General features: G+C 73.1%; 17 protein-coding genes. 12 read left to right on the forward strand and 5 right to left on the reverse strand.

The features are described 5' to 3' along the window. Positions 1-47 precede the first annotated feature (47 nt). On the reverse strand, positions 48-1,070 hold the full coding sequence (locus E4U91_RS25735; RefSeq protein WP_137309017.1) for a LacI family DNA-binding transcriptional regulator: 1,023 nt from the start codon (positions 1,068-1,070) through the stop codon (positions 48-50). Positions 1,071-1,711: 641 nt separating this feature from the next. Between E4U91_RS25735 and miaB the strand changes: the two genes are divergently transcribed. Then, a complete protein-coding gene (gene miaB / locus E4U91_RS25740; RefSeq protein ID WP_137309018.1) occupies positions 1,712-3,241 on the forward strand; it encodes a tRNA (N6-isopentenyl adenosine(37)-C2)-methylthiotransferase MiaB in 1,530 nt (509 codons plus the stop codon). A gap of 274 nt (positions 3,242-3,515) precedes the next feature. Further along, on the forward strand, positions 3,516-4,250 hold the full coding sequence (locus tag E4U91_RS25745; protein ID WP_137309019.1) for a class III extradiol dioxygenase subunit B-like domain-containing protein: 735 nt from the start codon (positions 3,516-3,518) through the stop codon (positions 4,248-4,250). Positions 4,251-4,464: 214 nt separating this feature from the next. Here E4U91_RS25745 and E4U91_RS25750 read toward each other — a convergent pair whose 3' ends face one another. Together E4U91_RS25750 and E4U91_RS25755 are read right to left on the reverse strand one after the other, a co-directional pair. Further along, positions 4,465-4,734, reverse strand: coding sequence for an antitoxin (locus E4U91_RS25750; protein ID WP_137309020.1), 270 nt, complete (start codon positions 4,732-4,734; stop codon positions 4,465-4,467). A gap of 25 nt (positions 4,735-4,759) precedes the next feature. Then, positions 4,760-5,209 carry a hypothetical protein gene (locus E4U91_RS25755; protein ID WP_241678685.1) on the reverse strand — a complete coding sequence of 150 codons (450 nt, stop codon included), beginning with the start codon at positions 5,207-5,209 and terminating at the stop codon, positions 4,760-4,762. A 224-nt stretch (positions 5,210-5,433) separates the two neighbouring features. Between E4U91_RS25755 and miaA the strand changes: the two genes are divergently transcribed. From miaA to hflX, 6 genes are all read left to right on the forward strand, one after another. Continuing rightward, entirely contained in the window at positions 5,434-6,372 is a 939-nt protein-coding gene (gene miaA / locus E4U91_RS25760; RefSeq protein WP_137309022.1) for a tRNA (adenosine(37)-N6)-dimethylallyltransferase MiaA, read from the forward strand. Positions 6,373-6,586: 214 nt separating this feature from the next. Further along, entirely contained in the window at positions 6,587-7,204 is a 618-nt protein-coding gene (locus E4U91_RS25765; protein WP_404768401.1) for a hypothetical protein, read from the forward strand. 203 nt (positions 7,205-7,407) lie between these two features. After that, positions 7,408-8,277, forward strand: a complete 870-nt coding sequence (gene dapF / locus E4U91_RS25770) for a diaminopimelate epimerase (RefSeq protein WP_137309023.1) — start codon at positions 7,408-7,410, stop codon at positions 8,275-8,277. Positions 8,278-8,575: 298 nt separating this feature from the next. Then, a complete protein-coding gene (locus E4U91_RS25775) occupies positions 8,576-10,822 on the forward strand; it encodes a RelA/SpoT family protein (protein ID WP_137309024.1) in 2,247 nt (748 codons plus the stop codon). 176 nt (positions 10,823-10,998) lie between these two features. Beyond that, entirely contained in the window at positions 10,999-12,651 is a 1,653-nt protein-coding gene (locus E4U91_RS25780) for a M1 family metallopeptidase (protein ID WP_137309025.1), read from the forward strand. A 143-nt stretch (positions 12,652-12,794) separates the two neighbouring features. Then, entirely contained in the window at positions 12,795-14,288 is a 1,494-nt protein-coding gene (hflX, locus tag E4U91_RS25785) for a GTPase HflX (protein WP_137309026.1), read from the forward strand. Between the two features lie 91 nt (positions 14,289-14,379). On the opposite strand, the gene E4U91_RS25790 is transcribed toward hflX, so the two are convergent. Next, entirely contained in the window at positions 14,380-15,597 is a 1,218-nt protein-coding gene (locus E4U91_RS25790) for a trypsin-like serine peptidase (protein ID WP_137309027.1), read from the reverse strand. Positions 15,598-15,688: 91 nt separating this feature from the next. Further along, positions 15,689-16,918, reverse strand: coding sequence for a trypsin-like serine peptidase (locus E4U91_RS25795; protein WP_137309028.1), 1,230 nt, complete (start codon positions 16,916-16,918; stop codon positions 15,689-15,691). An 897-nt stretch (positions 16,919-17,815) separates the two neighbouring features. On the opposite strand from E4U91_RS25795, the gene E4U91_RS25800 reads away from it, so the two are divergent. From E4U91_RS25800 to E4U91_RS25815, 4 genes are all read left to right on the forward strand, one after another. Next, positions 17,816-19,348: a diaminobutyrate--2-oxoglutarate transaminase family protein gene (locus E4U91_RS25800; RefSeq protein WP_137309029.1), complete on the forward strand. Its 1,533-nt coding sequence runs from the start codon at positions 17,816-17,818 to the stop codon at positions 19,346-19,348. Between the two features lie 106 nt (positions 19,349-19,454). Next, positions 19,455-21,401, forward strand: a complete 1,947-nt coding sequence (locus tag E4U91_RS25805; RefSeq protein ID WP_137311000.1) for an IucA/IucC family protein — start codon at positions 19,455-19,457, stop codon at positions 21,399-21,401. Between the two features lie 56 nt (positions 21,402-21,457). Next, positions 21,458-22,192, forward strand: coding sequence for a GNAT family N-acetyltransferase (locus tag E4U91_RS25810; protein ID WP_137309030.1), 735 nt, complete (start codon positions 21,458-21,460; stop codon positions 22,190-22,192). A 267-nt stretch (positions 22,193-22,459) separates the two neighbouring features. Then, complete coding sequence (locus E4U91_RS25815) at positions 22,460-24,436, forward strand: ATP-dependent DNA helicase (protein ID WP_137309031.1); 1,977 nt, start codon at positions 22,460-22,462, stop codon at positions 24,434-24,436. The last annotated feature ends 177 nt before the right edge of the window (positions 24,437-24,613 follow it).

Consider the following 24,613-nt stretch of genomic DNA (forward strand, 5'->3'; position numbering starts at 1 on the left):
CACTCCGGCGGGTCCCCGAGGCCGCTCAGGTAGGTCCCCGGAGTCGCTCAGGCGGACTCGCGCAGCACCAGTTCCGTCCGGAGGATGACGTGCCGCCAGGCGACGGACGGCTCCTCCATCTCCTCCAGGAGCAGCCGCACCATGGCCCGCCCGATCTCCTCCAGCGGCTGGCGGACCGTCGTCAGCGGCGGCGCGGTCCGCCGGGCCAGCGGGAAGTCGTCGAAGCCGATCACGGCGACGTCCTCCGGCACCCGCCGCCCGGCCGCGCGCAGCGCCTGAAGGGCCCCCGCGGCCGTGGTGTCCGACGCGGCGAGCACCCCGTCGATCTCCGGGTGCCGCTCGATGAGGCGGGCCATCGCCCGGCGCCCGCTCTCCTCGGTGAAGTCGCCCTCGGCGATCCAGGACGGCTTGCCGCCCAGGCCTGCCAGCTCCAGGGCCTCGTGGTAGCCGCGCAGCCGGCACTGGGCGACGTACATGTCGGCCGGCCCGGTGATGGTGGCGATCGCCGTGCGGCCCTGGTCGAGCAGGTGGCCCACCGCGGTGCGGGCCCCGCCGATGTTGTCCGCGTCGACGTAGCTGACGTACTCCTCGGCGGAGCGGCGTCCCAGCAGCACGGTCGGCATCCGCGCCTCGGCGAGCATGTCCGGCAGGGGGTCGTCGGCGTGCACGGACATCAGCAGCACCCCGTCCACCCGCCCCCCGCGCGCGTACTCGAGGAAGCGCAGCCGCTCGGCGTCCGAGCGCACCAGGGTCAGCAGCAGCTGGAGCCCGGTGTCGGCCACGGCGTCCCCGAGCGCGGTGACGATCTCGGAGAAGAAGGGCTCGGCGAACTGCCGCCAGTCCGGCTCGGTCATGACCAGGGCCACGGCGTCGGCCCGCCGTCCGGCCAGCGAGCGGGCCGCGAGGTTGGGCACGTAGCCGAGCTCCGCGATGGCCTGCTGCACGGCGCGCCGCGTGGACTCCTTCACCCCCGCCGCGTTGTTGATGACACGGGAGACGGTGCCCCGCCCCACTCCGGCGCGGGCGGCCACCTCCTCCAGCGTCGGCGTGCCAGGGCGTCGCCTGCCCATGACCACCTCCCCCACGAGATCACCGATCTTACGGCTCGCGCCCCGGCGCGCACACGGGCCCTCCGGCGGCCGGAGGCCCCTGCCCCCTCTGGGGCCGGAGCGCGACCCGCACAGGTCTACCGTCGCCACCGCCGCGGGGCAAAGCGGGCGCTCCGGGGAGCACTGCTACGAGCCTCGCGCGCGTGCCGGTCGGCGGGTGGGGTGGGGGTGGGGCGCTCCGACGAGCCCCGCGTGCGTGGCGCTCGGCGGCCGGGACGGGGCGGCCGGGCGCCGCCGCTCGACGCGGGGGCTCCTTCGGCCCTCGCGCGCGTGCCGACCGGCCGTCGGGATGTCGTCGGCTGGCCGCCGTCGTCCGACCGCGGGCGCTCCTTCGGCTCTCGCGCGCGTGCCGACCGGCCGTCCGGCTGTGGTCGGCTGGCCGCCGTCGTTCGACGCGGGGGCTCCTTCGGCCCGCGCGCGCGTGCCTTCCGGTGGCGGATGAGGCAGGGGCGCTCCGACGAGCCCCCGCGTGCGTGCCGTCCGGTGGCCCGGGCGGGGCCGGCCGGGCGGAGCGGGCGCTCCCGTGAGCCCCGAGCCGGTGCCGTCCGGCGGCCCGGAAGCGGCCGACACGGGCCCCTCCGGGGAGCGCCTACCCTTGTGGCATGACCAGCAGCAGCGACCGGAGCCCCGCAGTGGACATCCCCTCGGCCAAGACGTACGAAGTCCGCACCTACGGGTGCCAGATGAACGTCCACGACTCCGAGCGATTGTCCGGGCTGCTGGAGCAGGCGGGCTACGTGCGCGCCCCCGAGGGCTCCGACGGCGACGCCGACGTGGTCGTCTTCAACACCTGCGCGGTCCGGGAGAACGCCGACAACCGGCTCTACGGCAACCTCGGCCGCCTCGCCCCGCGGAAGGCCTCCCGGCCCGGCATGCAGATCGCGGTCGGCGGCTGCCTCGCGCAGAAGGACCGCGACACCATCGTCAAGAAGGCGCCCTGGGTGGACGTCGTCTTCGGCACGCACAACATCGGCAAGCTGCCGGTCCTGCTGGAGCGCGCCCGCGTCCAGGAGGAGGCGCAGGTCGAGATCGCCGAGTCGCTGGAGGCGTTCCCCTCCACCCTGCCCACCCGGCGCGAGAGCGCCTACGCCGCCTGGGTGTCCATCTCCGTCGGCTGCAACAACACCTGCACCTTCTGCATCGTCCCGGCCCTGCGCGGCAAGGAGAAGGACCGCCGGCCCGGCGACATCCTCGCCGAGGTGGAGGCGCTGGTGGCCGAGGGCGTCAGCGAGATCACGCTGCTCGGCCAGAACGTCAACGCCTACGGCTCCGACATCGGCGACCGCGAGGCGTTCAGCAAGCTGCTGCGCGCCTGCGGGAGCATCGAGGGACTGGAGCGCGTCCGGTTCACCTCCCCGCACCCGCGTGACTTCACCGACGACGTCATCGCGGCCATGGCCGAGACGCCGAACGTCATGCCGCAGCTGCACATGCCGCTGCAGTCCGGCTCGGACACGGTCCTGAAGGCGATGCGCCGCTCGTACCGGCAGGAGCGCTACCTCGGCATCATCGAGAAGGTGCGCGCCGCCATCCCGCACGCGGCGATCACCACCGACATCATCGTGGGCTTCCCCGGCGAGACCGAGGAGGACTTCGAGCAGACGTTGCACGTCGTCCGCGAGGCCCGCTTCGCGCAGGCGTTCACCTTCCAGTACTCCAAGCGCCCCGGCACCCCGGCCGCGACCATGGAGGACCAGATCCCCAAGGAGGTCGTCCAGGCGCGCTACGAGCGTCTCGTCGCCCTCCAGGAGGAGATCTCCTGGGAGGAGAACAAGAAGCAGGTCGGCCGCACCCTGGAGCTGATGGTCGCCGAGGGCGAGGGCCGCAAGGACGGCGCCACCCACCGCCTCTCCGGCCGGGCCCCCGACAACCGGCTGGTCCACTTCACCAAGCCCGAGCAGGACGTCCGCCCCGGCGACGTGGTGACCGTCGCGGTCACCTACGCCGCCCCGCACCACCTCCTCGCCGAGGGCGCCGTGCTCGACGTGCGCCGCACGCGCGCGGGGGACGCCTGGGAGAAGCGCAACGCGGCCGAGGCCGCGAAGCCGAAGGGCGTGCTCCTGGGCCTGCCGAAGATCGGTGTGCCGGAGCCGCTGCCGGTGGCCACCGGCAGCGGGTGTGGTTGCGACTGAGGTCTGGGCATTCGCGGCCGGTCGGTGATCGGGTGGTCGGTGCCGGCTGACGGGGTGGCAGGGGTGTGGCTGCGGCTGGTCGGTGGGCGGGTGGCCGCGGTCGGCTGAGGTGCCGCCGGGCGCGGGTGGGGGGTGAGGCTCCGCCGGGCGCGGGTTGGGGAGTGATGCTGCGCGTGCGGCTGGGGTGCTGAGGCGCCGGAGGCGGGGTCCGGGGTTTGCTTCGACCGCGGGCCGACGGCGAGCCGTGGTCCCTCCCCGGGTTACCCTGCCGATCATGCTTGTCGCCGCCGCCGTATGCCCGTGTCCGCCGCTGCTCGTGCCCGAGGTGGCCGCGGGTGCCGCGCCCGAGCTGGACGGGGCGCGGGCCGCCTGCGTCGACGCGCTCGGCGTTCTGGCCGCCGCCCGGCCCGACCGGCTCGTGGTCGTGGGGCCCGGCGGGGAACCGGGGCACGTGCTGTTCCACGAGGGCTCACCGGGGACGTTCCGGGGCTTCGGGGTCGACCTCGACGTACGACTCGGCGGACCGGGCCCCGCCGGGGCCGACCTGCCCTCCCTGCCGCCGTCGCTGGCCGTGGCCGCGTGGCTGCTCCAGCACGTCGGCTGGGCGCACGCCCCCGTCGAGGCACTGGCCGTCGACCAGCGGCTCCCGCCCGAGCGGTGTCTCGGGATCGGCCGGGAGATCGGCACGCGCGAAGGCCGTGTCGCGCTGCTGGTCATGGGCGACGGCAGCGCGTGCCGCACGCTCAAGGCGCCCGGTTACCTCGACGAGCGCGCCGCCCCCTTCGACACCGAGGCGGCCCGCGCGCTGCGCGAGGCGGACCTCGCGGCCCTGGAGGCGCTCGACGCAGACCTGGCCCACGAACTCAAGGCCTCCGGCCGCGCGCCCTGGCAGGTGCTCGCGGGAGCCGCGGAGGGCGCGCAGGACGCCGGGGGCACGAGGCTGGGCGGGGCACTGCTGTACGACGACGCGCCGTACGGGGTGGGGTACTTGGTCGCGGCCTGGTCGTAGGCGTCGGCCGGCTGTCGCGGGGGTGCGGAGCGGCGGGTATCGAGCGCCGGATGCAAAACGGACGCCTCCGATGCCGAGGGCGCTCGGACGCCGAACGGCGGACGGTCGCGAGCCGGGGCTGCGCGGCCGTCCGCCGTCCGCGCTGCGGTGTGCGGCGGGCGTGCCGGTGCGGCGGGTGTGCTCGTCGTCGTGCGCGTGCTGTCGTTCGCCCTGGTCAGGGAGCCGACGGCGGTGCGCTCGGTGGCGGTGCGCTCGGCGGCGTCGTCGTGCCGTCGTCCTTGTGCGCGAGCCGGTCCATGGCGCCCTTGGCCTTGCCGCTGCCCGTCTGGATCTGGTCGCTGTACTTGCCCTTGGTCCTCTCGTCCACGACCTTCGCGGCCTTGTCGATGCCGTGCGTGATCTTGCCCCCGTGCTGTTGCGCGAGGTCCGAGACCTTGTCCTTGGCCGGGCCGAACTTGGCCTTCAGGTTGTCCATCAGACCCATGGGTCACCTTCCCTGGCTGGGACCGTCACGTGCGGGCGCCCTCGTCGGCCTCGCGGTCGGCCGCCTCGTCGGCGGACTGCTGCCGGGGGATCTCGACCCCGTCCGCGTCCGCGTCCGCCGAGTCGGCTTCCGACACCGTCTCCGCGGCCGACCCTGTCGCTTCCGGCTCCGCCTCGGACGCGTCGGCCGGCGCAGGGGCCTCGGTGGAGACGGACGCGGCAGCGTCGATGGCCGAGCCCGCCTCGGCCCCAACATCGGTAACTGATGCCGCCTCGTCGGCGACCGGCACCGCGACCGCGGTCGGAGCCTCTTCGGAGGCCGGAACCGCACCGCTCGCCGGGACGTCGGCTCCGCTCGGGACGTCACCGTCGGCCGGGGCCTCGTCCGCGACCGGGATCGCCTCGGGGGCCACCTCCTGCGTGACCGCCTCCTCCGTGGTCTTCGACCTCCGAAGAAGTCGCGCAAAAACGCCCATAATCACTCCATACGTTACTCGTGCGGGCGACATCCCGCGTTGCCGTGCGGTCCCGGTCTCCCCTGCTCGGGCGGCGTCGCGAGCCCGGGGAGCGTTCGTCCGCCTCGCCGGGGTGCCGCCCCTGCATCTGGCTGCGGGGAACCTCGCAACGGGGAACGACCCCGCCCGCGTGCCGTCACGTAACTCGTTCGAGGGCGGCCTGCCAGGTTTGGGAGACTGGTCCGGTGAGCAGCGCACCCCCCGCCCCCCGCGTCATCGCCGTCGTCGGACCGACCGCGGCCGGTAAGTCCGATCTGGGCGTTTTCCTGGCCCAACGGCTCGGCGGCGAAGTCGTCAACGCCGACTCCATGCAGTTGTACCGAGGGATGGACATCGGTACCGCCAAGCTGACGCCCGAAGAACGCGGTGACGTGCCGCACCACCTCCTGGACGTCTGGGACGTCACCGTCACGGCCTCCGTCGCCGAGTACCAGCGGCTGGCCCGCGCCCGCATCGACGCGCTGCTCGCCGAGGGCCGCTGGCCGGTCCTGGTGGGCGGCTCGGGGCTCTACGTCCGCGGGGCCGTCGACAACCTGGAGTTCCCCGGCACCGACCCGGAGGTCCGTGCCCGCCTGGAGGAGGAGCTGACGCTGCGCGGCTCCGGCGCGCTGCACGCCCGGCTCGCCGCCGCCGACCCGGAGGCCGCGCGGGCGATCCTGCCCGGCAACGGCCGCCGCATCGTCCGGGCGCTGGAGGTCATCGAGATCACCGGCAAGCCGTTCACCGCCAACCTCCCCGGGCACGACTCGGTCTACGACACCGTGCAGATCGGCGTGGACGTCGCCCGCCCGGAGCTCGACGAGCGCATCGCGCGCCGGGTGGACCGGATGTGGGAGGCGGGTCTCGTGGACGAGGTTTGCGCACTGGAGGCGCAGGGGTTGCGCGAGGGGCGTACGGCCTCGCGCGCGCTCGGCTACCAGCAGGTGCTCGCGGCGCTCGCCGGGGAGTGCACCCTGGAAGAGGCCCGCGCGGAGACCGTCCGTGCCACCAAGCGCTTCGCGCGCCGTCAGGATTCGTGGTTCAGGCGCGATCCGCGGGTGCACTGGTTGAGTGGGGCTGCGGCGGATGTCACAGAACTTCCGCGACGTGCCCTGGCGTTGGTCGAACGACCGGTTACAGCCTGATCACGTCATGGCATCGGGACGCCCAGGCCGCCGTCCGGGCCTCCGGCGCCGTGCCATCATCGAGCTTCGATCGACCAAGTGGAGTCCGAGGTTGGGAGGGCGCGTGGCGATGGAGGCCGGCCCTCGCGACACCGCACAAGGCAGCGAACCGTTCACCGCAGCGTGCGGTGACCGGGAAGCGGACGACGATCACGTGCGCCGGGACGAGGAGCGCATCGACCAGGTCGGTGCCCCCTTCAGCCCCAACGGCGGCTCGCCGGGCCCCCGCGGTGCCGACGGCGACCCGTCGAGCCCGTACGGCGCCGGTGCGGCGCACTCCCAGGAGGGCCCGGGCGCCGCGGACGACCCGCAGGGTGCGGATCCGCTGAGCGCCGATCCGCTGAGCGCCGACCCCTTGGGTGCCGGACCCCTCGGCCCCGACGCGCTCGACGACACGTCCGACGGCGAGGTGACCGACGACGGTCCCGAGCCCGAGGAGATGTTCGCGAGCGGCCCCGAGGTCGAGGTGGAGCTGCGCCCGCAGCGCCGGCTGCGCATCTGGCAGCTCGCCCCGATCGTGGCCTTGGCCGCGACCGGCTCCCTGATGTTCGCCTTCCCGCTCGCCTTCGACTTCGGCGACAGCGGGGCCGTGATCGCCATGCTCGGCCTGCTGATCTGCTCGTGCGCGGCCGGCTGGGGCATGATGGCGGCCCGCCGCGTCGGCTACACCTGGCCCGGCCTGCCCCAGCGGGGCTCCGGACGCCGGCCGGACTGGCGGGTGGTCCTGGCGTACGTCGTGGTCGTCGCCGCGGTGGCCGTCCTGGCCGTCTGGCGCGTGGCCCGACTGCGCTGACGGGCCCGGCTCGCGGTGGGGGTTCCCGCACGCGTGCGTAGACAGGGCCGTATGCGTGGACAGGGCCGTAGGCCCACGCGCGCGTAGGTGCGCACAGTCCCACGCGTGCGTGCGGCGTCTCGGCGACCCGGGCGGACCTGGGGCCGAACGGGACGCTGACCTGGGCGTGAGCCGCTGTCACAGCGACCCCGTACGATCGAGGAATGAGCACGCGGATCGCCTTCCTCAAGGGGCACGGCACCGAGAACGACTTCGTGATCGTCCCGGACCCCGACAACGCCCTCGACCTGCCCCCGGCCGCCGTGGCGGCCCTGTGCGACCGGCGCGCGGGCATCGGCGGGGACGGCCTGCTGCACGTCGTGCGGTCCGCGGCGCACCCCGAGGCACGCGCGATGGCCGCCGAGGCGGAGTGGTTCATGGACTACCGCAACGGCGACGGCTCGATCGCCGAGATGTGCGGCAACGGCGTCCGGGTCTTCGCGCGCTACCTCCAGCACGCCGGGCTCGTCACCGAGGGCGACCTCGCGATCGCCACGCGCGGGGGCGTGAAGTCGGTCCACATCGACAAGGACGGCGACATCACCGTCGGCATGGGCCGGGCCGCCCTGCCGGCCGGCGAGGTCACGGTGAGCGTGGGCGGGCGCAGCTGGCCCGCGCGCAACGTCAACATGGGCAACCCGCACGCCGTCGCGTTCGTCGACGACCTCGCGCACGCCGGCGACCTGCACACCCCGCCGCCCTTCAGCCCGGTCTCCGCCTACCCCGACGGCGTGAACGTCGAGTTCGTCGTCGACCGCGGCCCGCGCCACGTCGCCCTGCGCGTGCACGAGCGCGGCTCCGGCGAGACCCGCTCGTGCGGCACGGGCGCGTGCGCCGTCGCCGTGGCCGCCGCCCGCCGGGACGGGGCCGACCCGACCGCCACGGGCACGCCGGTCACGTACACGGTGGACGTCCCCGGCGGACGCCTGGTGATCACCGAGCGCCCGGACGGCGAGATCGAGATGACCGGCCCTGCCGTGATCGTCGCCGAGGGCGAGATCGACGCGGAGTGGCTGGAAAGCGCCCTGCGCTGACGGCAGTTGGGCTGCGATTCACAGGTCCGGCAGGGCATGCACGGCCGGTATGTGGCCTCCGGGGCGGCAGGCGCCCTGGTGCCGAAGGCGACCCCCTGTACCTGTGGCGCGAAAACGTAAACCTCCTTTGCCTCGCTCGAATGGGTGATCCGTTTCACGCTCGGCGAGAGGCGGTCGGTCGGGCGTGATGAGGTCGGTAGCATCAAGCACCGGCCTGGACGGGGGATCTACGCCAGTGCCCCGAGCCGTGTCCGCATGGGGCACCCCGTCAGCCGGTCGACGCAGCCGGAGGTGCCCCATGAGTGCGGAGGCCACGAACCCCGCGACCCCAGGCCCGGTAGCGCCCGCGGTGGCCCGCAGGCGCAGCCGCCCCCGGATCGACCTGCGCAGGCTGGGCCGCGCCGCGCTCCTCGGACCCGCCTCGCGCGACCGGCTGCCCGACGCCATCGGCCACGTCGTCGAGGCCCACCGCGCCCACCACCCCGACGCGGACCTCGAGATCCTGCGCCGCGCCTACGTCCTCGCGGAGTCCTCGCACCGCGGCCAGATGCGCAAGAGCGGCGAGCCGTACATCACCCACCCGCTCGCCGTGACCCTGATCCTCGCCGAACTCGGCGCCGAGACCACGACGTTGACCGCGTCGCTCCTCCACGACACCGTCGAGGACACCGAGGTGACGCTCGACCAGGTCGGCGAGCAGTTCGGCGAGGAGGTGCGCTACCTCGTCGACGGCGTCACCAAGCTGGAGAAGGTCGACTACGGCACCGCCGCCGAACCCGAGACCTTCCGCAAGATGCTCGTCGCCACCGGCAACGACGTCCGCGTGATGTCGATCAAACTCGCCGACCGGCTGCACAACATGCGCACCCTCGGCGTGATGCGCCCCGAGAAGCAGGCCCGCATCGCCAAGGTCACCCGCGACGTCCTGATCCCGCTCGCCGAACGCCTCGGCGTCCAGGCCCTCAAGAGCGAACTGGAGGACCTTGTCTTCGCGATCCTCCACCCCGAGGAGTACGCGCGCACCCGGGAGATGATCGCCGCCAACGCCTCCCGCCCGGACGATCCGCTCGCCGAGTTCTGCGACGCCATCCGCGTGGTGCTGCGCGAGGCCGACATCCCGGCCGAAGTCCTCGTCCGGCCGCGGCACTTCGTCTCCGTCCACCGGGTCTCCCGCAAGCGCGGGGACCTGCGCGGCGCCGACTTCGGGCGCATCCTGGTGCTGGTGAACGAGGACGCCGACTGTTACGCCGTCCTGGGCGAGCTGCACACCTGTCTGACGCCGGTCGTCTCGGAGTTCAAGGACTTCATCGCCGTCCCCAAGTTCAACCTGTACCAGTCGCTGCACACCGCCGTCGCCCGCGGGGACGGTCAGGTCGCCGAAGTCCTCATCCGCACCCACCAGATGCACAAGGTGGCCGAGGCGGGCGTCGTCGCCCTGGGCAACCCGTACACCGCTCCGGCGGACCCCTCCGCCGCTCCGGCCGAGGAGCAGGCCACGGCCGACGGCGAGCGCGTCGACCCGACCCGCCCCGGCTGGCTCTCCCGGCTCCTCGACTGGCAGCGGGCCGCGCCGGACCCCGACACCTTCTGGTCCACCCTGCGCGAGGACCTCGCCCAGGACCGCGAGATCACCGTCTTCCGCCCCGACGGCGGCACGCTCGGCCTCCCCGAGGGCGCCACCTGCGTCGACGCCGCCTACGCGCAGTACGGCGAGGACGCGCACGCGTGCATCGGCGCGCGCGTCAACGGCCGCCTCGCGACCCTGAGCACCGTGCTGCGGGACGGCGACACCGTCCAGCTCCTCATGGGCCAGGACCCCGCCTCCGAGCCCTCCCGGGAGTGGCTGGAGCACGCCCACACCCCGGCCGCCCGCATCGCCATCCAGCGCTGGCTGACCGCGCACCCGACGTCGGCGACGGACCTGGAGACGGGCGACCGGGAGACCGCGGACGACCGCGCGACGGGTGCGGGGGACGACGCGGAGGGCGTCGCAGCGCACCGGGGCCCCGGGTCCGCCGTACGGACTCCCGCAGCGGAGGGCGGTGCCGGAGCGGCCGTACGCTCCTCGGACGAGGCTCCCGCGCCGCGCCCCGGCGACGGCGTCACCGTCGTCGGCCGGCCCGAGGCGAGCGCGCGGCTCGCCGGCTGCTGTACGCCCGTGCCCTCCGACGAGGTCATCGGCTTCGCCGTGCGCGGTGGAGTGGTGACCGTGCACCGCGTCGAGTGCGCCGGGGTGGCGCGGATGAGGGACGGGGGGCGCGCGGAGGTCGACGTGCGCTGGGGGGACACCACGGAGTGCCGGGTCACACTGTTCGCCGAGTCGTTCGGCCGACCGCACCTGCTGGCCGACCTGACCGAGGCGATCGCCTCGGAGGGCGCCGAGATCGTCTCCGCCACCGTCGAACCGCCCGCCCAGCAGCGCGTCCGCCACACCTACACCCTCCAACTCCCGGACGCCTCCCACCTGCCCACCCTGATGCGTGCGATGCGGAACGTGGCCGGGGTGTACGACGTGGGGCGCGCGCAGCACCAGGTATCGGCGTGACCGGCGGCCTCATCCCTCAGCTCCGTCGGCTCCGTCAGTTCCGTCGGCTCCTTCGGACCGAGCGGGGCCGCGTCGGTCCGTGACCGGTGAACCCCACGCGCGCGTGAGCGACCCGTTCGGGTGGGACGGGTGCGCGCCGTCGCCGTCGGGCGGTCGGACGCTGGTAGCGGTGGTGCATGCCGCTCACCCTCCGCGCCTCCCGGTTCCGTAGGTCCTCCGCCGCCGCCTCCCCGCCCGACACCGCCCCAGCGCCCGCCGCCGACGGCCCACCCCGCGCGCGGGACGCCCGCCGGGGCCGAACGGCAGCGCGCCGGCGCCGGGCCAGGGCCGCGCTGCTCGCCGGCACCGCGTCCGCCGTCTCCTTCGCCCTGCTCGCGGCGAGCGCCCCCGCAGCCCCGCTGGGCCTGGGCGACCGCCTCTTCCCGTACCTGGGCAACCCGGGGTACGACGTGGCGGCGTACGACCTGGCCTTCACCTACTCGGGCGACAACAGCGAACCGCTGCAGGCGGTCACCACGATCGCCGCCCGGACGACGGCCTCCCTGGACCGCGTGAACCTCGACTTCACCCACGGCACCGTCCGCTCCGTCGAGGTCGACGGTCGGCCGGCCGACTTCACCGAGGCCGGCGACGACCTGGTCGTCACCCCCGAACGCCCCCTGCCCCGGGGCAGCTGGACGCGGATCACCGTGCGGCACACCAGCGACCCCACCCCCGCGCCCGACCGCGACGGCGGCTGGGTGCGCACCTCGGACGGCCTGGCGATGGCCAACCAGGCGGACGCCGCCCACCTGGTGTTCCCGTGCAACGACCACCCCTCCGACAAGGCGATGTTCACCATCCGGATCACCGCCCCGGACGACTACACCGCCGTCGCCAACGGCCTGCCCACCGGCGTCGACCGCGGGGACGGCTCGACCACCTGGACGTACCGGACCCAGCACCCCATGGCCACCGAGCTCGCCCAGGTGTCCATCGGCCACTCCACGGTCGTGCACCGCGAGGGTCCGCGCGGACTGCCCGTGCGGGACGTCGTGCCGACCCGGTACCGCGACGCGCTGGAGCCGTGGCTGAAGAAGACCCCGGACCAGATCGCCTGGATGGAGGGCAAGGTCGGCGCCTACCCCTTCGAGACGTACGGGCTGCTCCTCGCCGACGCCTCCACCGGCTACGAGCTGGAGACGCAGACCCTGTCCCTCTTCGAGCGCGAGGTGTTCACGAACCCCGCCTACCCGGCCTGGTACGTCGAGTCGATCATGGTGCACGAGCTGTCCCACCAGTGGTTCGGCGACAGCGTCAGCCCGCGCACCTGGTCCGACCTGTGGCTCAACGAGGGACACGCCACCTGGTACGAGTCCCTGTACGCGCAGGAGAAGGGCGACCGGCCGATGGAGGCGCGGATGAAGGCCGCGTACGGCGCCTCCGACCGCTGGCGCGCCTCCGGCGGGCCGCCCGCCGCCCCGAAGCCGCCCAAGCCGGGCCAGAAGATCGGCATCTTCCGTGCGAACGTCTACGACGGTGCCGCGCTCGTCCTGTACGCCCTGCGCCAGGAGATCGGCGAACGTGCGTTCGAGCAGCTGGAACGGGCCTGGGTGCAGCGGAACCAGGACGCCACCGCGGGCACCGCCGACTTCACGGCGCTGGCCGCCCGCGTCTCCGGCCGTGACCTCGACGGCTTCTTCCGCGGCTGGCTGTACGGCGACAAGACCCCGCCGATGCCCGGCCACCCGGACTGGAAGGCCACGGCGCAGGCCGCGTCGGACGAACAGAAGGCCGCCGCGGAGCCCATGGTGCACGGCGACCGGAAGGCTGCGGCGTCCGTTGAATAAGGCGGTGACGAGACGGGCCGTACCGTGCGACCATCGTCCGGTCGGCGCGCCACCGGACAGGGGCGGGACACGGGAATCTCCCGGGGTACTCGCGCGTTGTCACCAGTGAACGCCACAGGCATCCCCATCGACGTAAGGATCCAATGACCTCCTCTTCTTCCCCTTCCCAGGACACCAAGCGTTTCGCGCACGCCTACCCCGAAGGCCTCCGGGCCGATGCCCTGATGGAAGAGGACGTCGCCTGGAGCCACGAGATCGACGGAGAGCGCGACGGCGACCAGTTCGACCGCTCCGAGCGCGCGGCCCTGCGCCGCGTGGCGGGCCTCTCCACCGAGCTCGAGGACGTCACCGAGGTCGAGTACCGGCAGCTCCGTCTGGAGCGGGTCGTGCTCGTCGGCGTCTGGACGTCGGGGACGGTGCAGGACGCGGACAACTCGCTCGCCGAGCTCGCCGCCCTCGCGGAGACGGCCGGCGCCCTCGTGCTCGACGGCGTGATCCAGCGCCGCGACAAGCCCGACGCCGCCACCTACATCGGCTCCGGCAAGGCCGGTGAGCTGCGCGACATCGTGCTGGAGACCGGCGCGGACACCGTCATCTGCGACGGCGAGCTCAGCCCGGGCCAGCTCATCCACCTCGAGGACGTCGTCAAGGTCAAGGTCATCGACCGTACGGCCCTGATCCTCGACATCTTCGCCCAGCACGCCAAGTCCCGTGAGGGCAAGGCGCAGGTCGCGCTCGCGCAGATGCAGTACATGCTGCCGCGCCTGCGCGGCTGGGGTCAGTCGCTGTCCCGGCAGATGGGCGGCGGCAAGGGCGGCGGCCTCGCCACCCGTGGTCCCGGTGAGACCAAGATCGAGACGGACCGGCGACGGATCCGCGAGAAGATGGCGAAGATGCGCCGGGAGATCGCGGAGATGAAGACCGGCCGTGACGTCCAGCGCCAGGTGCGCCGGCGCAACAAGGTGCCGTCCGTCGCCATCGCGGGCTACACCAACGCCGGCAAGTCGTCCCTGCTCAACCGCCTCACGGGCGCGGGCGTCCTGGTCGAGAACGCCCTGTTCGCGACCCTGGACCCCACCGTCCGCCGGGCGGAGACCCCGAGCGGCCGGTTGTACACCCTGGCCGACACCGTCGGCTTCGTGCGCCACCTGCCGCACCACCTGGTCGAGGCGTTCCGCTCCACCATGGAGGAGGTCGGCGACGCCGACCTGATCCTGCACGTGGTGGACGGCTCGCACCCGAACCCGGAGGAACAGCTGCTGGCCGTGCGCGAGGTGATCCGGGACGTCGGCGCCACCGGCGTGCCCGAGATCGTCGTGATCAACAAGGCCGACGCGGCCGACCCGCTGACGCTCCAGCGACTGCTGCGGGTCGAGAAGCGCTCCATCGCCGTCTCCGCCCGCACCGGTCAGGGCATCGCCGAACTGCTCGGGCTGATCGACAACGAACTGCCCAGGCCGTCCGTCGAGATCGAGGCGCTCGTGCCGTACACCCACGGCAAGCTGGTCGCCCGTGCCCACACCGAGGGCGAGGTGATCTCCGAGGAGCACACGGCGGAGGGCACCCTGCTCAAGGCGCGGGTCCACGAGGAACTGGCCGCGGACCTCGCACCGTACGTACCGGCGCAGGCACGCTGACACCTGCGCCCGGCACGCGCACCGCGCAGACGCCGGAACGAAGGCCCGCCCCCTGCTCCTTCGCAGGGGGCGGGCCTTCGCGCGTGCGGGGTCACCGTCCGCCGTACGTCCTGCTCATGTTCCGGTAGATCGCCTCGGCCTCCGCGCCGAGCTGCGGGCCCGCCAGCCAGGTGTTGTCGGACGGGCCGATCGAGGTGTTGGACACCAGCTTCGTCCTGCCGCCCACCACCCGGAACCAACCGCCGCCCGACGAACCCCCGGTCATCGTGCAGCCGATCCGGTACATCGTCGGCAGGGCCGGGCTCAGCGACAGCCGGCCGGGCCGGTCGAGGCACTTGAACATCTTCAGCCCGTTGTACGGCGGCGCCGCCGGGTAACCCCAGGCACCCATCGAGGCCACCTCGCTCGCGGACGGCGCCGAGAAGTCGACGTCCAGCGCCCCGCCGACGGTCTCCTCCAGCGACTTCGAGCCCTGCTCCGGCGTGACGTGCAGCACCGCGTAGTCGTACGCCGCCCCCGCACCGCCCGTCTCCGAGCCCCCGGCGATCCACTCCTTCGACGTGGAGGCCCAGTCGGCCCACCAGTTGCCGTAGGGCGCGATCTCCGCGGAGGTGGCGTCCCTCAGCTGCTCCTCGGACTCACCGAGGTCGTTGTAGGCGGGCACGAAGGCGATGTTGCGGTACCAGCCGCCGCCCGACCCCGCGTGCACGCAGTGGCCGGCCGTCCACACGAGGTCGGACTTGCCCGGGTGGTTCACGTCCTTGATCACCGTGCCGGAGCAGACCATCGACCCCTCGGGCGAGTCGAAGAAGACCTTGCCGACCGGGGCCGCGTTCTCGTGGTACGGCGTCTTCTCGGCCACCGCCTCGACGGGCTCGGGCGCGGGATCGCTCACGCCCTGGTCGGCGGCGGCGTCCTTGGCCGTGACCGTTTTGTCGGCCTCCTTCGCCGACTTCATCCGCTCCGGCTTCCACAGGCCCTCGATCATCGGGTTGACGAAGTCCTTGGCCGCGCTGAGCCACTTGTCCTTGCCCCAGTCCCGCCAGCCGCCCTCGGCCCAGTCGTCCACGTCGATGCCGTGGCGCTTGAGCTTGTCGGCGACGCCGGCGGGGAGGCGGACCTTGCCGTCGCCGCTGTCACCGCCACCGCCCGTGACGGTCGCAGTCGCGGTGGCACCGGAGCCGGACCCACCGGCCGTGTCGTCGTCCCCGCCGCCGCAGGCGGTCGCGGTGAGCGCCAGGGCCGCGACGAGCCCGGTCGCGGCGACCAGGGTGCGACTGGGACTGCGAGGCGTACGTGTGGAGTGCATGGTGCGGAAACCCCCGTGAGAAAGGAACGTGTATGGACGCGGGCGCAGCCCGCTTGCGAACGCCGGGTGCCGCGACGGGCTCAGCGCGACGTCACCGACCGGCGAACTTCTTGCTCACCGAGTCATATACGCCCTTGGCGACCGCACCCAGCCGCGGCCCCGCGAGCCAGCCCGAACGGACCGGGCCGATGGAGGTGTTGGACACCAGCGCCGGCTTGCCGTCCGAGCCGGTCTCCACCCAGCCGCCCCCGGACGAACCACCGGTCATCGTGCAGCCGATGCGGTACATCGTCGGGTCCGAGGCACCCAGCGACAGCCGCCCCGGCTTGTCCTTGCACTGGTAGAGCTTCTGCCCGTCGTACGGCGCACCCGCCGGGTAGCCGGTCGCCGTGAGGTTCCGCACCTTCGGCACGGCCGGCGCGTCGAAGTCCACCGGCAGGGCCGAACCGACCGTCTCCTCCAGCGACTTCCCCGAACCGCCGTCCTCGGGCGTCACATGGATCACCGCGAAGTCGTACGGCGCGCCGTCGCCGCCGGTCTGGCCACCCTGCGCGATCCACTGGTCCGAGGTCCGCGCCCAGTCGCCCCACCAGACGCCGTACGGGGCCACCTGCTCCCTGGTCGCGGTCTGCAACGCCGAGGTCGACAGCCCCGCGTCGTTGTACGACGGCACGAACGCGATGTTGCGGTACCAGCCGCCCTTCTTGCCAGCGTGCACACAGTGACCCGCGGTCCACACGAGGTTGGACTTGCCCGGGTGCGCCGGGTCCTTCACCACCGTCGCGGAGCAGACCATCGTGCCCTCGGGGGAGTCGAAGAACACCTTGCCCGCCTCGGCCGCGTTGGCGTGGTAGGTCGTCGGCACGGCCTGCGCGTCCACCGGGTCCGGCGTCGGGTCGGTCACGCCCTGGTCGGCCGAGAGGTCACCGCTGTCCACGCCCCGGTCGGGGTCCTCGGCGTCCCGCATCCGGTTCGGGTCCCACAGCCCCTCGATGATCGGGTTGACGAAGTCCTTCGCCTCGCGCAGCCAGTCGTCCCGGTCCCAGTTCTTCCAGGCCCCGTTCTTCCACTTGTCGAGGTCGATCCCGTGCTCCTTGAGCCGGTTCTTGAGGTCGTCCGGGATCTTGATCTTCCCGTGGCCGCCCCCGGTGGCCGAGGCGGACGCGGAGGACTGCCCGGACGCGTCGGTGTCGTCCCCGCCGCACGCCGTCGCGGTGAGCGCGAGCGCCGAGGCGAGGGCGACGGCCGACAGGGTGGGGAGGCTTCGGCGGCGCGTGCTCCCGCCTCGACGAGCGGTGAACGACGGCCGTATCGGTCGCATGGTCTTACTCCCCCTGAGGTGGACGAACTGGACACCGTGGCCCGGACAACCGGCTGAACTCACGGTGCCTGCATGCCGGGTTCAGACGCTTCTCACAGCCCTGTGGAACGGCATCACACAATATGCCGTCCGCATGGGGGACTTCCGACGGTACGGCAACGGTTTCGCTACGGGCGCTCTGACCTGCCGTTTCGTCAACTGGCCAGAAGGTCGGGAAGCCAGAGGGCCGGGAGGTCGAGGGACTGGGAGGCCGGGAGGCCGGGAGGGGGCGGGGCGGGGGCATACGGGCGGGCGGTGGATCGGGTGGGGGCGCACGGCCGACCGTACTGCTCCCACCGCCACGAGGATGTCGGCGAGAGACCGTAACCCGTGAGACCGACCGGGGTTGGTAGCGGTGAGGAGCCGGATGCCTGCGGGCGGGCTCCGCGCGGAAGACCAGCGGGAGTTCAGCAGGACACCAGCGGAAGGGCGGAGCGGCGCCGACGGGCCGGGCCACGTCACACCGGAGCGGACCGCAGCGCGACGCCGACCGCCACGGGCAGGAGGGCCGAGCACCGGCCGCCCCCGTGACCGGCAGAACACCGGACGCCGACGGACCGGCCGTGTGCCCGCCCGGGTCCCGCCGGCCCCCACCCGGCACTCCGCGACGACCGAACTCACCCCTGGACAGCGGGAGGACTGCGAGCCGTGGCCGTGACCGAATCTGTGTCCGGAGATACCGCCGGAGGGACCGCCGCAGGAGCAGCCGGGGGGACCGACGGAGGGACGGCCGGAGGGACGACCGAAGGACGAGAGCCGACCGGTGCCGGAACCGGCGCGTTCCTCGGCGGCGCCCGGGAGAGCGGGCGTGCGGACCGGCTTGAGGACGGACGTGTGGAGCGGCCCGAGGGCGGACGTGTGGACGGGCGTACGGACGGGTCCGAGGGCGGGCTCGCGGGAGCGCGCCCCGCTCACGAGGGGATCCTGCGGCGTCAGGCGGCACGCGAGTCGTCCGCCCGCACCTACGCGCGCGCCCTGCCCATCGTGCCCGTGCGCGCTCGCGGACTGACCATCGAGGGAGCGGACGGCCGCCGCTACCTCGACTGCCTCTCCGGCGCCGGCGCCCTCGCACTCGGCCACAACCACCCCGTCGTCCTGGAGGCCGTCCGAGCCGTCCTCGACTCCGGCGCGCCCCTGCACGCCCTCGACCTCGCCACTCCCGTCAAGGACGCCTTCGTCACGGAGCTGTTCCACACGTTGCCGCCCGGGCTCGCCGACCACGCACGCGTGCAGTTCTGCGGCCCCGCCGGCACGGACGCCGTGGAGGCCGCCCTCAAACTCGTCCGCACGGCGACGGGCCGCACGGGCGTCCTCGCCTTCACCGGCGCCTACCACGGCATGACGGCCGCCGCCCAGGACGCCTCCGGCCACGCCACCGACGTTCGCGTCACCCGCCTCCCGTACCCGTACGACTACCGCTGTCCCTTCGGCATCGGAGGCGAGGCCGGAGCCGAACTCGCCGCCCGCTGGACGGAGCACCTCCTCGACGACCCCCGCTCCGGCGTGCCCACGCCTGCGGGGATGATCCTCGAACCCGTCCAGGGCGAGGGCGGGGTGATCCCGGCACCGGACGCCTGGCTCCGCCGCATGCGGCAGATCACGGCCGACCACTCGATCCCGCTGATCGCCGACGAGATCCAGACCGGCGTCGGCCGCACCGGCGCCTTCTGGGCCGTCGAGCACAGTGGCATCACCCCCGACGTGATGGTCCTGTCCAAGGCCATCGGCGGCAGCCTCCCGCTGGCCGTCGTCGTCTACCGCGACGACCTCGACGTCTGGGAACCCGGCACCCACGCCGGAACCTTCCGCGGCAACCAACTGGCCATGGCCGCCGGCACCGCCACCCTGGCCTACGTCCGCCGGCACCGCCTCGCGGACCACGCCGCCAGCCTGGGCACCCGCATGCTGACCCAGCTCCGCACGCTCGCCGACCGCTTCCCCTGCATCGGGGACGTACGGGGACGGGGCCTGATGATCGGACTGGAGGTGGTCGACCCGGAACGCGAGGACGCGGATCGGGAGCCGCGGGGCTGCGAGGGCCCGCATGGGGAACGCCGTCGTCCGGAACGGTCGGCTGAGGGTCCTGACGCAGCGCAACCGCAGGTTCCGCGTGACGAAGCGGACGTGTCGGCGAACCGATCGACCACCCACGCCCCTGCTCCCCGTGCTCCTCGCCCCGCCGCGCCCGGCCTCGCGGCAGCCATCCGGGGGGAGTGCCTGAAGAGAGGCCTGATCGTCGAACTCGGCGGCCGCCACGCCTCGGTCGTACGCCTGCTCCCGCCCCTGACGATCACCGACGAACAGGCCACCGCCGTGCTCGACCGCTTGGCCGACGCGGTGGAGGCGGTGGCCCGGGGCACAGCCGACGGCCCCGGCCGGCCGCACCCCTGATCCGCGCTCGTCCCACGTTCCTCGTGCAGCTCCCGCACCAGCCGACCGCCCCGCCCTGCAAGGACCTCCGTTGACCGTCCCTTCCTCACCCGCTGCCCCCTGCGCCGTGGACCAGCCCGCCACCGCAGCCCCCACGCCCCGGCCATCGGGAGAACGCGTCCGCCCAGTCGGTTCCCCGCGCCGCGCCGAGGCCCCGCCCTTGGCGAAACGGCCTCGCACGGCCCCGGAGCCCGACCTCTTGGACCACCCCGACCCGCACACCGCGGCCCAGACGGCCGCCACCGAAAACCTGCTGCGCTGCTGGGTGCGCGAAACGAACCTCCCCGCCCCCCTCACCAACGTCCTCCGCATCCCTCTCCCCGCTTCTGGCACTGCCCTGCTCGTCCCTGTCCGCTACTGGTCCCCAACCGGCTGGCACCGCTTCGGCCCCCCTCGCCTCGCCAAAGCCCCCTTGGCCTGCCCACCCGCCGACCCGGCCACGGTGGCGGCACTCCTCGCCCGGGAGTCCGCTGAGGAGTCCCTCCGGGCTCAAGGCGAAGCCGGCGACACCGGCACCACGACAGCTCCGCCCGTCGACCACAGCGACGCCCCCTCCTCCACCCATGGCGTCGACCTCGTCGCGCGCGTCGCCGACTCCGCACGTCGCACCGCGACCTTCATCGCCGACCGCAGGGAACACCCCGCCGACGAGGCGGACTTGTTCCTCGCAGCCGAGCAGGCCCTGCTGCTCGGCCACCCGATGCACCCGACCCCGAAGAGCCGCGAAGGCCTGTCCGATACCGAAGCCCGGCTGTACTCACCCGAGTTGCGTGGCTCCTTCCCCCTGCACTGGCTCGCCGTCGCTCCCTCCGTCCTCGCTTCCGACTCCGCCTGGACCGAACGCGGCCGCCCTGTCCCCGCCCCACTGCTGACCGCCCGCCTGGCCGGTGCCGAGCTGTCGCTGCCCGATGGCTGGGCGGCCCTGCCGCTGCACCCCTGGCAGCTGCGCGAGGCCCGGCACCGCGGTGAAGTAGCCGCCCTCTTCGACGCCGGTCTCCTCCGCGACCTCGGCTCGTACGGCCCGCCGTGGCACCCCACCTCCTCCGTCCGTACCGTTCACCGTTCCGGCGCAGCCGCCATGCTCAAGCTGTCGCTGGCGCTGCGCATCACCAACTCCCGACGCGAGAACCTCCGCAAGGAACTGCACCGCGGCGTCGAGGTCCAACGCCTGCTGCGCACCGGCCTCGCCCAGCAGTGGCACGCCGAACACCCGGACTTCGACATCGTCCGCGACCCCGCCTGGCTGGCCGTCGACACCCCGGACGGGACCCCGGTGACCGGCCTCGACGTGGTGATCCGGCACAACCCGTTCGCCCCGACCGACGACGTCTCCTGCATCGCGGGCCTGGTCTCACCTTGCCCTCGCTCTCACCCCCAAGCCGCAGCGTCCGTGACCCGCTCCCGGCTCGCCGCCGTCGTCAGTGGTCTCGCCGCCCGCACCGGACGCCCTGTCGGAGCCGTCGCCGCCGAGTGGTTCCTGCGCTACCTCCGCCACGTCGTCCGGCCGGTTCTCTGGCTGGACGGTGAGGCGGGGGTGGCCCTGGAGGCCCACCAGCAGAACACCCTCTTGCTGCTCGACCAGGACGGGTGGCCCGCCGGCGCCCGCTACCGCGACAACCAGGGCTACTACTTCCGCGCCTCGCGCCACGCGGAACTGGACGCCCGACTGCCCGGTATCGGTGAGCGGAGCGACACCTTCGTCTCCGACGAGGTAACCGACGAGCGCTTCGCCTACTACCTCGGCATCAACAACGTGTTCGGCCTCATCGGCGCGTTCGGCTCCCAGCGCCTGGCCGACGAACGCCTGGTGCTCGCCGCCCTGCGCCGCTTCCTCCAGGAAGCCGCCTCCGGCCCTCACCGGATGCGCAGCGCGCTGCCCGCCCGGCTGCTCGACTCACCCGTCCTGCGTTGCAAGGCCAACCTGCTCACCCGGCTGCACGGCCTCGACGAACTCGTCGGCCCCGTGGACACCCAGTCCGTCTACGTCACCATCGCCAACCCCCTCCATTCCTGAGCCTCATCCCTGGGTCTTGAGCGCCCTTCCGGACCCACGCCCGAGAGGAGCGTCCCGTGCCCCCCACCGACACCGGCGCCGATGTCCGTACCGCTCCCGTCGCCGGCCTCGGCACCGCCACGGACAACGAGGAGACCCTGGAGTTGCGCCTTCCAGTGGGCTTCCTCAACACCGTTGCGGATGTGCAGAGTTCGGCTGCCCGCCGGGCGTCCTTCGCGGAGGACCTGCTCGACCACATCGACACCTGGGCTACGGCCGCCACCCCTGTCGGTGCGTTTCGACTGGTCCCCGTAGACGTCGACCGTGACCTTCCCCTCGTCACCCGGTGGATGAACGACCCCTCCGTCGCGGCCTACTGGGACCTGGCGGGCCCCGGCGCGGTGACCGAGGAGCACCTGCGTCGCCAACGGGCGGGCGACGGACGCAGCGTGCCGTGCCTGGGCGTGCTGGAGGGCACGCCGATGAGCTACTGGGAGATCTACCGGGCCGACCTCGACCCGCTGGCCCGGCACTATCCAGCCCGGCCCCACGACACTGGTATCCACCTGCTGATCGGTGGCGCAACCGATCGCGGGCGCGGTCTGGGTGGTGTGCTCCTCAGGTCCGTGGCCGATCTGGTGCTCGACCGGCGACCTGCCTGTGCCCGCGTCGTAGCGGAACCCGACCTGCGCAACATCCCGTCCATCGCCGCCTTCCTGACCGCCGGTTTCCGATACGCCGCCGAGCTCGAACTGCCGACCAAGCGAGCCGCTCTGCTGATCAGAGACCGGTCCCTACGTCACCCGTTGTGACACTCGGAAGAAGTGTCGTCACTCTCCGCAACGAACGGTCCGGTGGCCCGGTTCCCGGTGCCACCCGATATTTCGAAGTCCACGGCCGGCCACCCGGCCCTACGGCTTCCCGCCCTCTCTCTCCGGCGCCTCACCGCGCACCTCCCCCCAACCACTCCTTGCACCTCCACCCCGTCCCTCCCACAAGAAGCCCAAGGTCTTGATCCCATCGCCCCTCACCTCGTCGACCCCTCGTTTGTCAGTCCCGCGCCGTAGGGTGGTCGCGCTATGACGAAGCCCTCTCTCCCCGAACTCCTGCACGCCGCCGTCACCGCCGTCGGCGGTACGGAGCGTCCCGGCCAGGTGGCCATGGCCGAAGCGGTCGCGGAAGCGATCGACGACGGCACCCACCTGCTCGTCCAGGCCGGCACCGGCACCGGTAAATCGCTGGGCTACCTGGTGCCCGCGCTCGCCCACGGCGAGCGGGTCGTCGTAGCGACCGCCACGCTGGCCCTCCAGCGCCAGCTGGTCGAGCGGGACCTGCCGCGCACGGTGGAGGCGCTGCACCCCCTGCTGCGCCGCCGTCCCGAGTTCGCGATGCTGAAGGGCCGGTCGAACTACCTCTGCCTGCACCGGTTGCACGAAGGGGTGCCGCAGGACGAGGAGGAGGGGCTGTTCGACCAGTTCGAGGCGGCCGCCCCCACGAGCAAGCTGGGCCAGGACCTGCTGCGGCTGCGTGAATGGGCCGACGACACGGAGACCGGTGACCGCGACGGCTTGACGCCCGGCGTCTCCGACCGCGCCTGGTCACAGGTGTCGGTGTCTTCGCGCGAGTGCCTGGGCGCCTCCAAGTGCGCGTACGGCGCCGAGTGCTTCGCCGAGATGGCGCGTGAGCGGGCCAAGCTCGCCGAGGTCGTCGTCACCAACCACGCCCTGCTGGCGATCGACGCGATCGAGGGCGCGCCGGTCCTCCCGCAGCACGAGGTGCTGATCGTCGACGAGGCCCACGAGCTGGTCTCCCGGGTCACCGGGGTGGCGACCGGGGAGCTGACCCCCGGGCAGGTCAACCGCGCGGTGCGGCGCGCCGCGAAACTCGTCAACGAGAAGGCGGCCGATCAGCTGCAGACCGCCGCCGAGGGGTTCGAGCGGGTCATGGAGCTGGCCCTGCCGGGCCGTCTCGAGGAGATCCCGGAGGACCTCGGTTACGCGCTGATGGCGCTGCGCGACGCCGCCCGGACGGTCATCACCGCGATCGGCGGCACCCGCGACAAGTCCGTCCAGGACGAGGACGCGGTCCGCAAGCAGGCACTGGCGTCCGTGGAGTCGGTGCACGACGTGGCGGAACGGGTCGTGAACGGCTCCGAGTGGGACGTCGTCTGGTACGAGCGCCACGACCGGTTCGGCGCGTCCCTGCGGGTTGCCCCGATGTCCGTCTCCGGGCTGCTGCGGGAGAAGCTCTTCTCCGACCGCTCGGTGATCCTGGCCTCCGCGACCCTGAAGCTGGGCGGCGACTTCAACGGCGTCGGCGCCTCCCTCGGCCTCGCTCCCGAGGGCACCGAGGGCGAGGACGTGCCGCAGTGGAAGGGCATCGACGTCGGATCGCCGTTCGACTATCCCAAGCAGGGCATCCTCTACGTGGCCAAGCACTTGTCCCGCCCCGCGCGCGACGGTGATCGCGGCGACATGCTGGACGAGCTGACGGAGCTGATCCAGGCGGCCGGCGGGCGCACGCTCGGGCTCTTCTCCTCCATGCGGGCGGCCCAGCTCGCCGCGGAGGAGCTGCGCTCGCGCATCCCGGAGTACCCGATCCTGCTGCAGGGCGAGGAAACCCTCGGCGAGCTGATCAAGAACTTCGCGGCGGACCCCAGGACCTGCCTGTTCGGCACGCTCTCGCTGTGGCAGGGCGTGGACGTACCCGGCTCCAGCTGTCAGCTGGTGGTCATGGACAAGATCCCGTTCCCGCGTCCCGACGACCCGTTGATGAGCGCCCGGCAGAAGGCGGTGGAGGAAGCCGGGGGCAACGGCTTCATGGCGGTGGCCGCCACGCATGCGGCGCTCCTCATGGCCCAGGGCGCCGGCCGTCTCGTGCGGGCGTCCGGGGACCGCGGTGTGGTCGCCGTCCTGGACCAGCGGCTGGCGACGGCCCGGTACGGGAGCTACCTGAAGGCGTCGATGCCCGACTTCTGGTTCACGACGGACCGCAACCAGGTCCGCAGGTCGCTGGCGGCGATCGACGCGTCGGCGAAGCAGGCGGAAGACCAGTGAACGAGGGCCGGTAGGCAGGTACCGGCCCTGACTTCACGGCGTTGGCCGCACGAAGGCCTACGGGCCAGGCGCGCCGGGCGCCCCGGCGGCAATTCACGTGCCGGTGTCCCAGCACAGCACAGGGCCCCGGAACCGGCGCAGGGATTCCGGGGCCCCGTCACAGGGGGCGGGCGGGGA

Source organism: Streptomyces lasalocidi (assembly GCF_005280215.1).
Classification (GTDB): Bacteria; Actinomycetota; Actinomycetes; order Streptomycetales; family Streptomycetaceae; genus Streptomyces; species Streptomyces longwoodensis.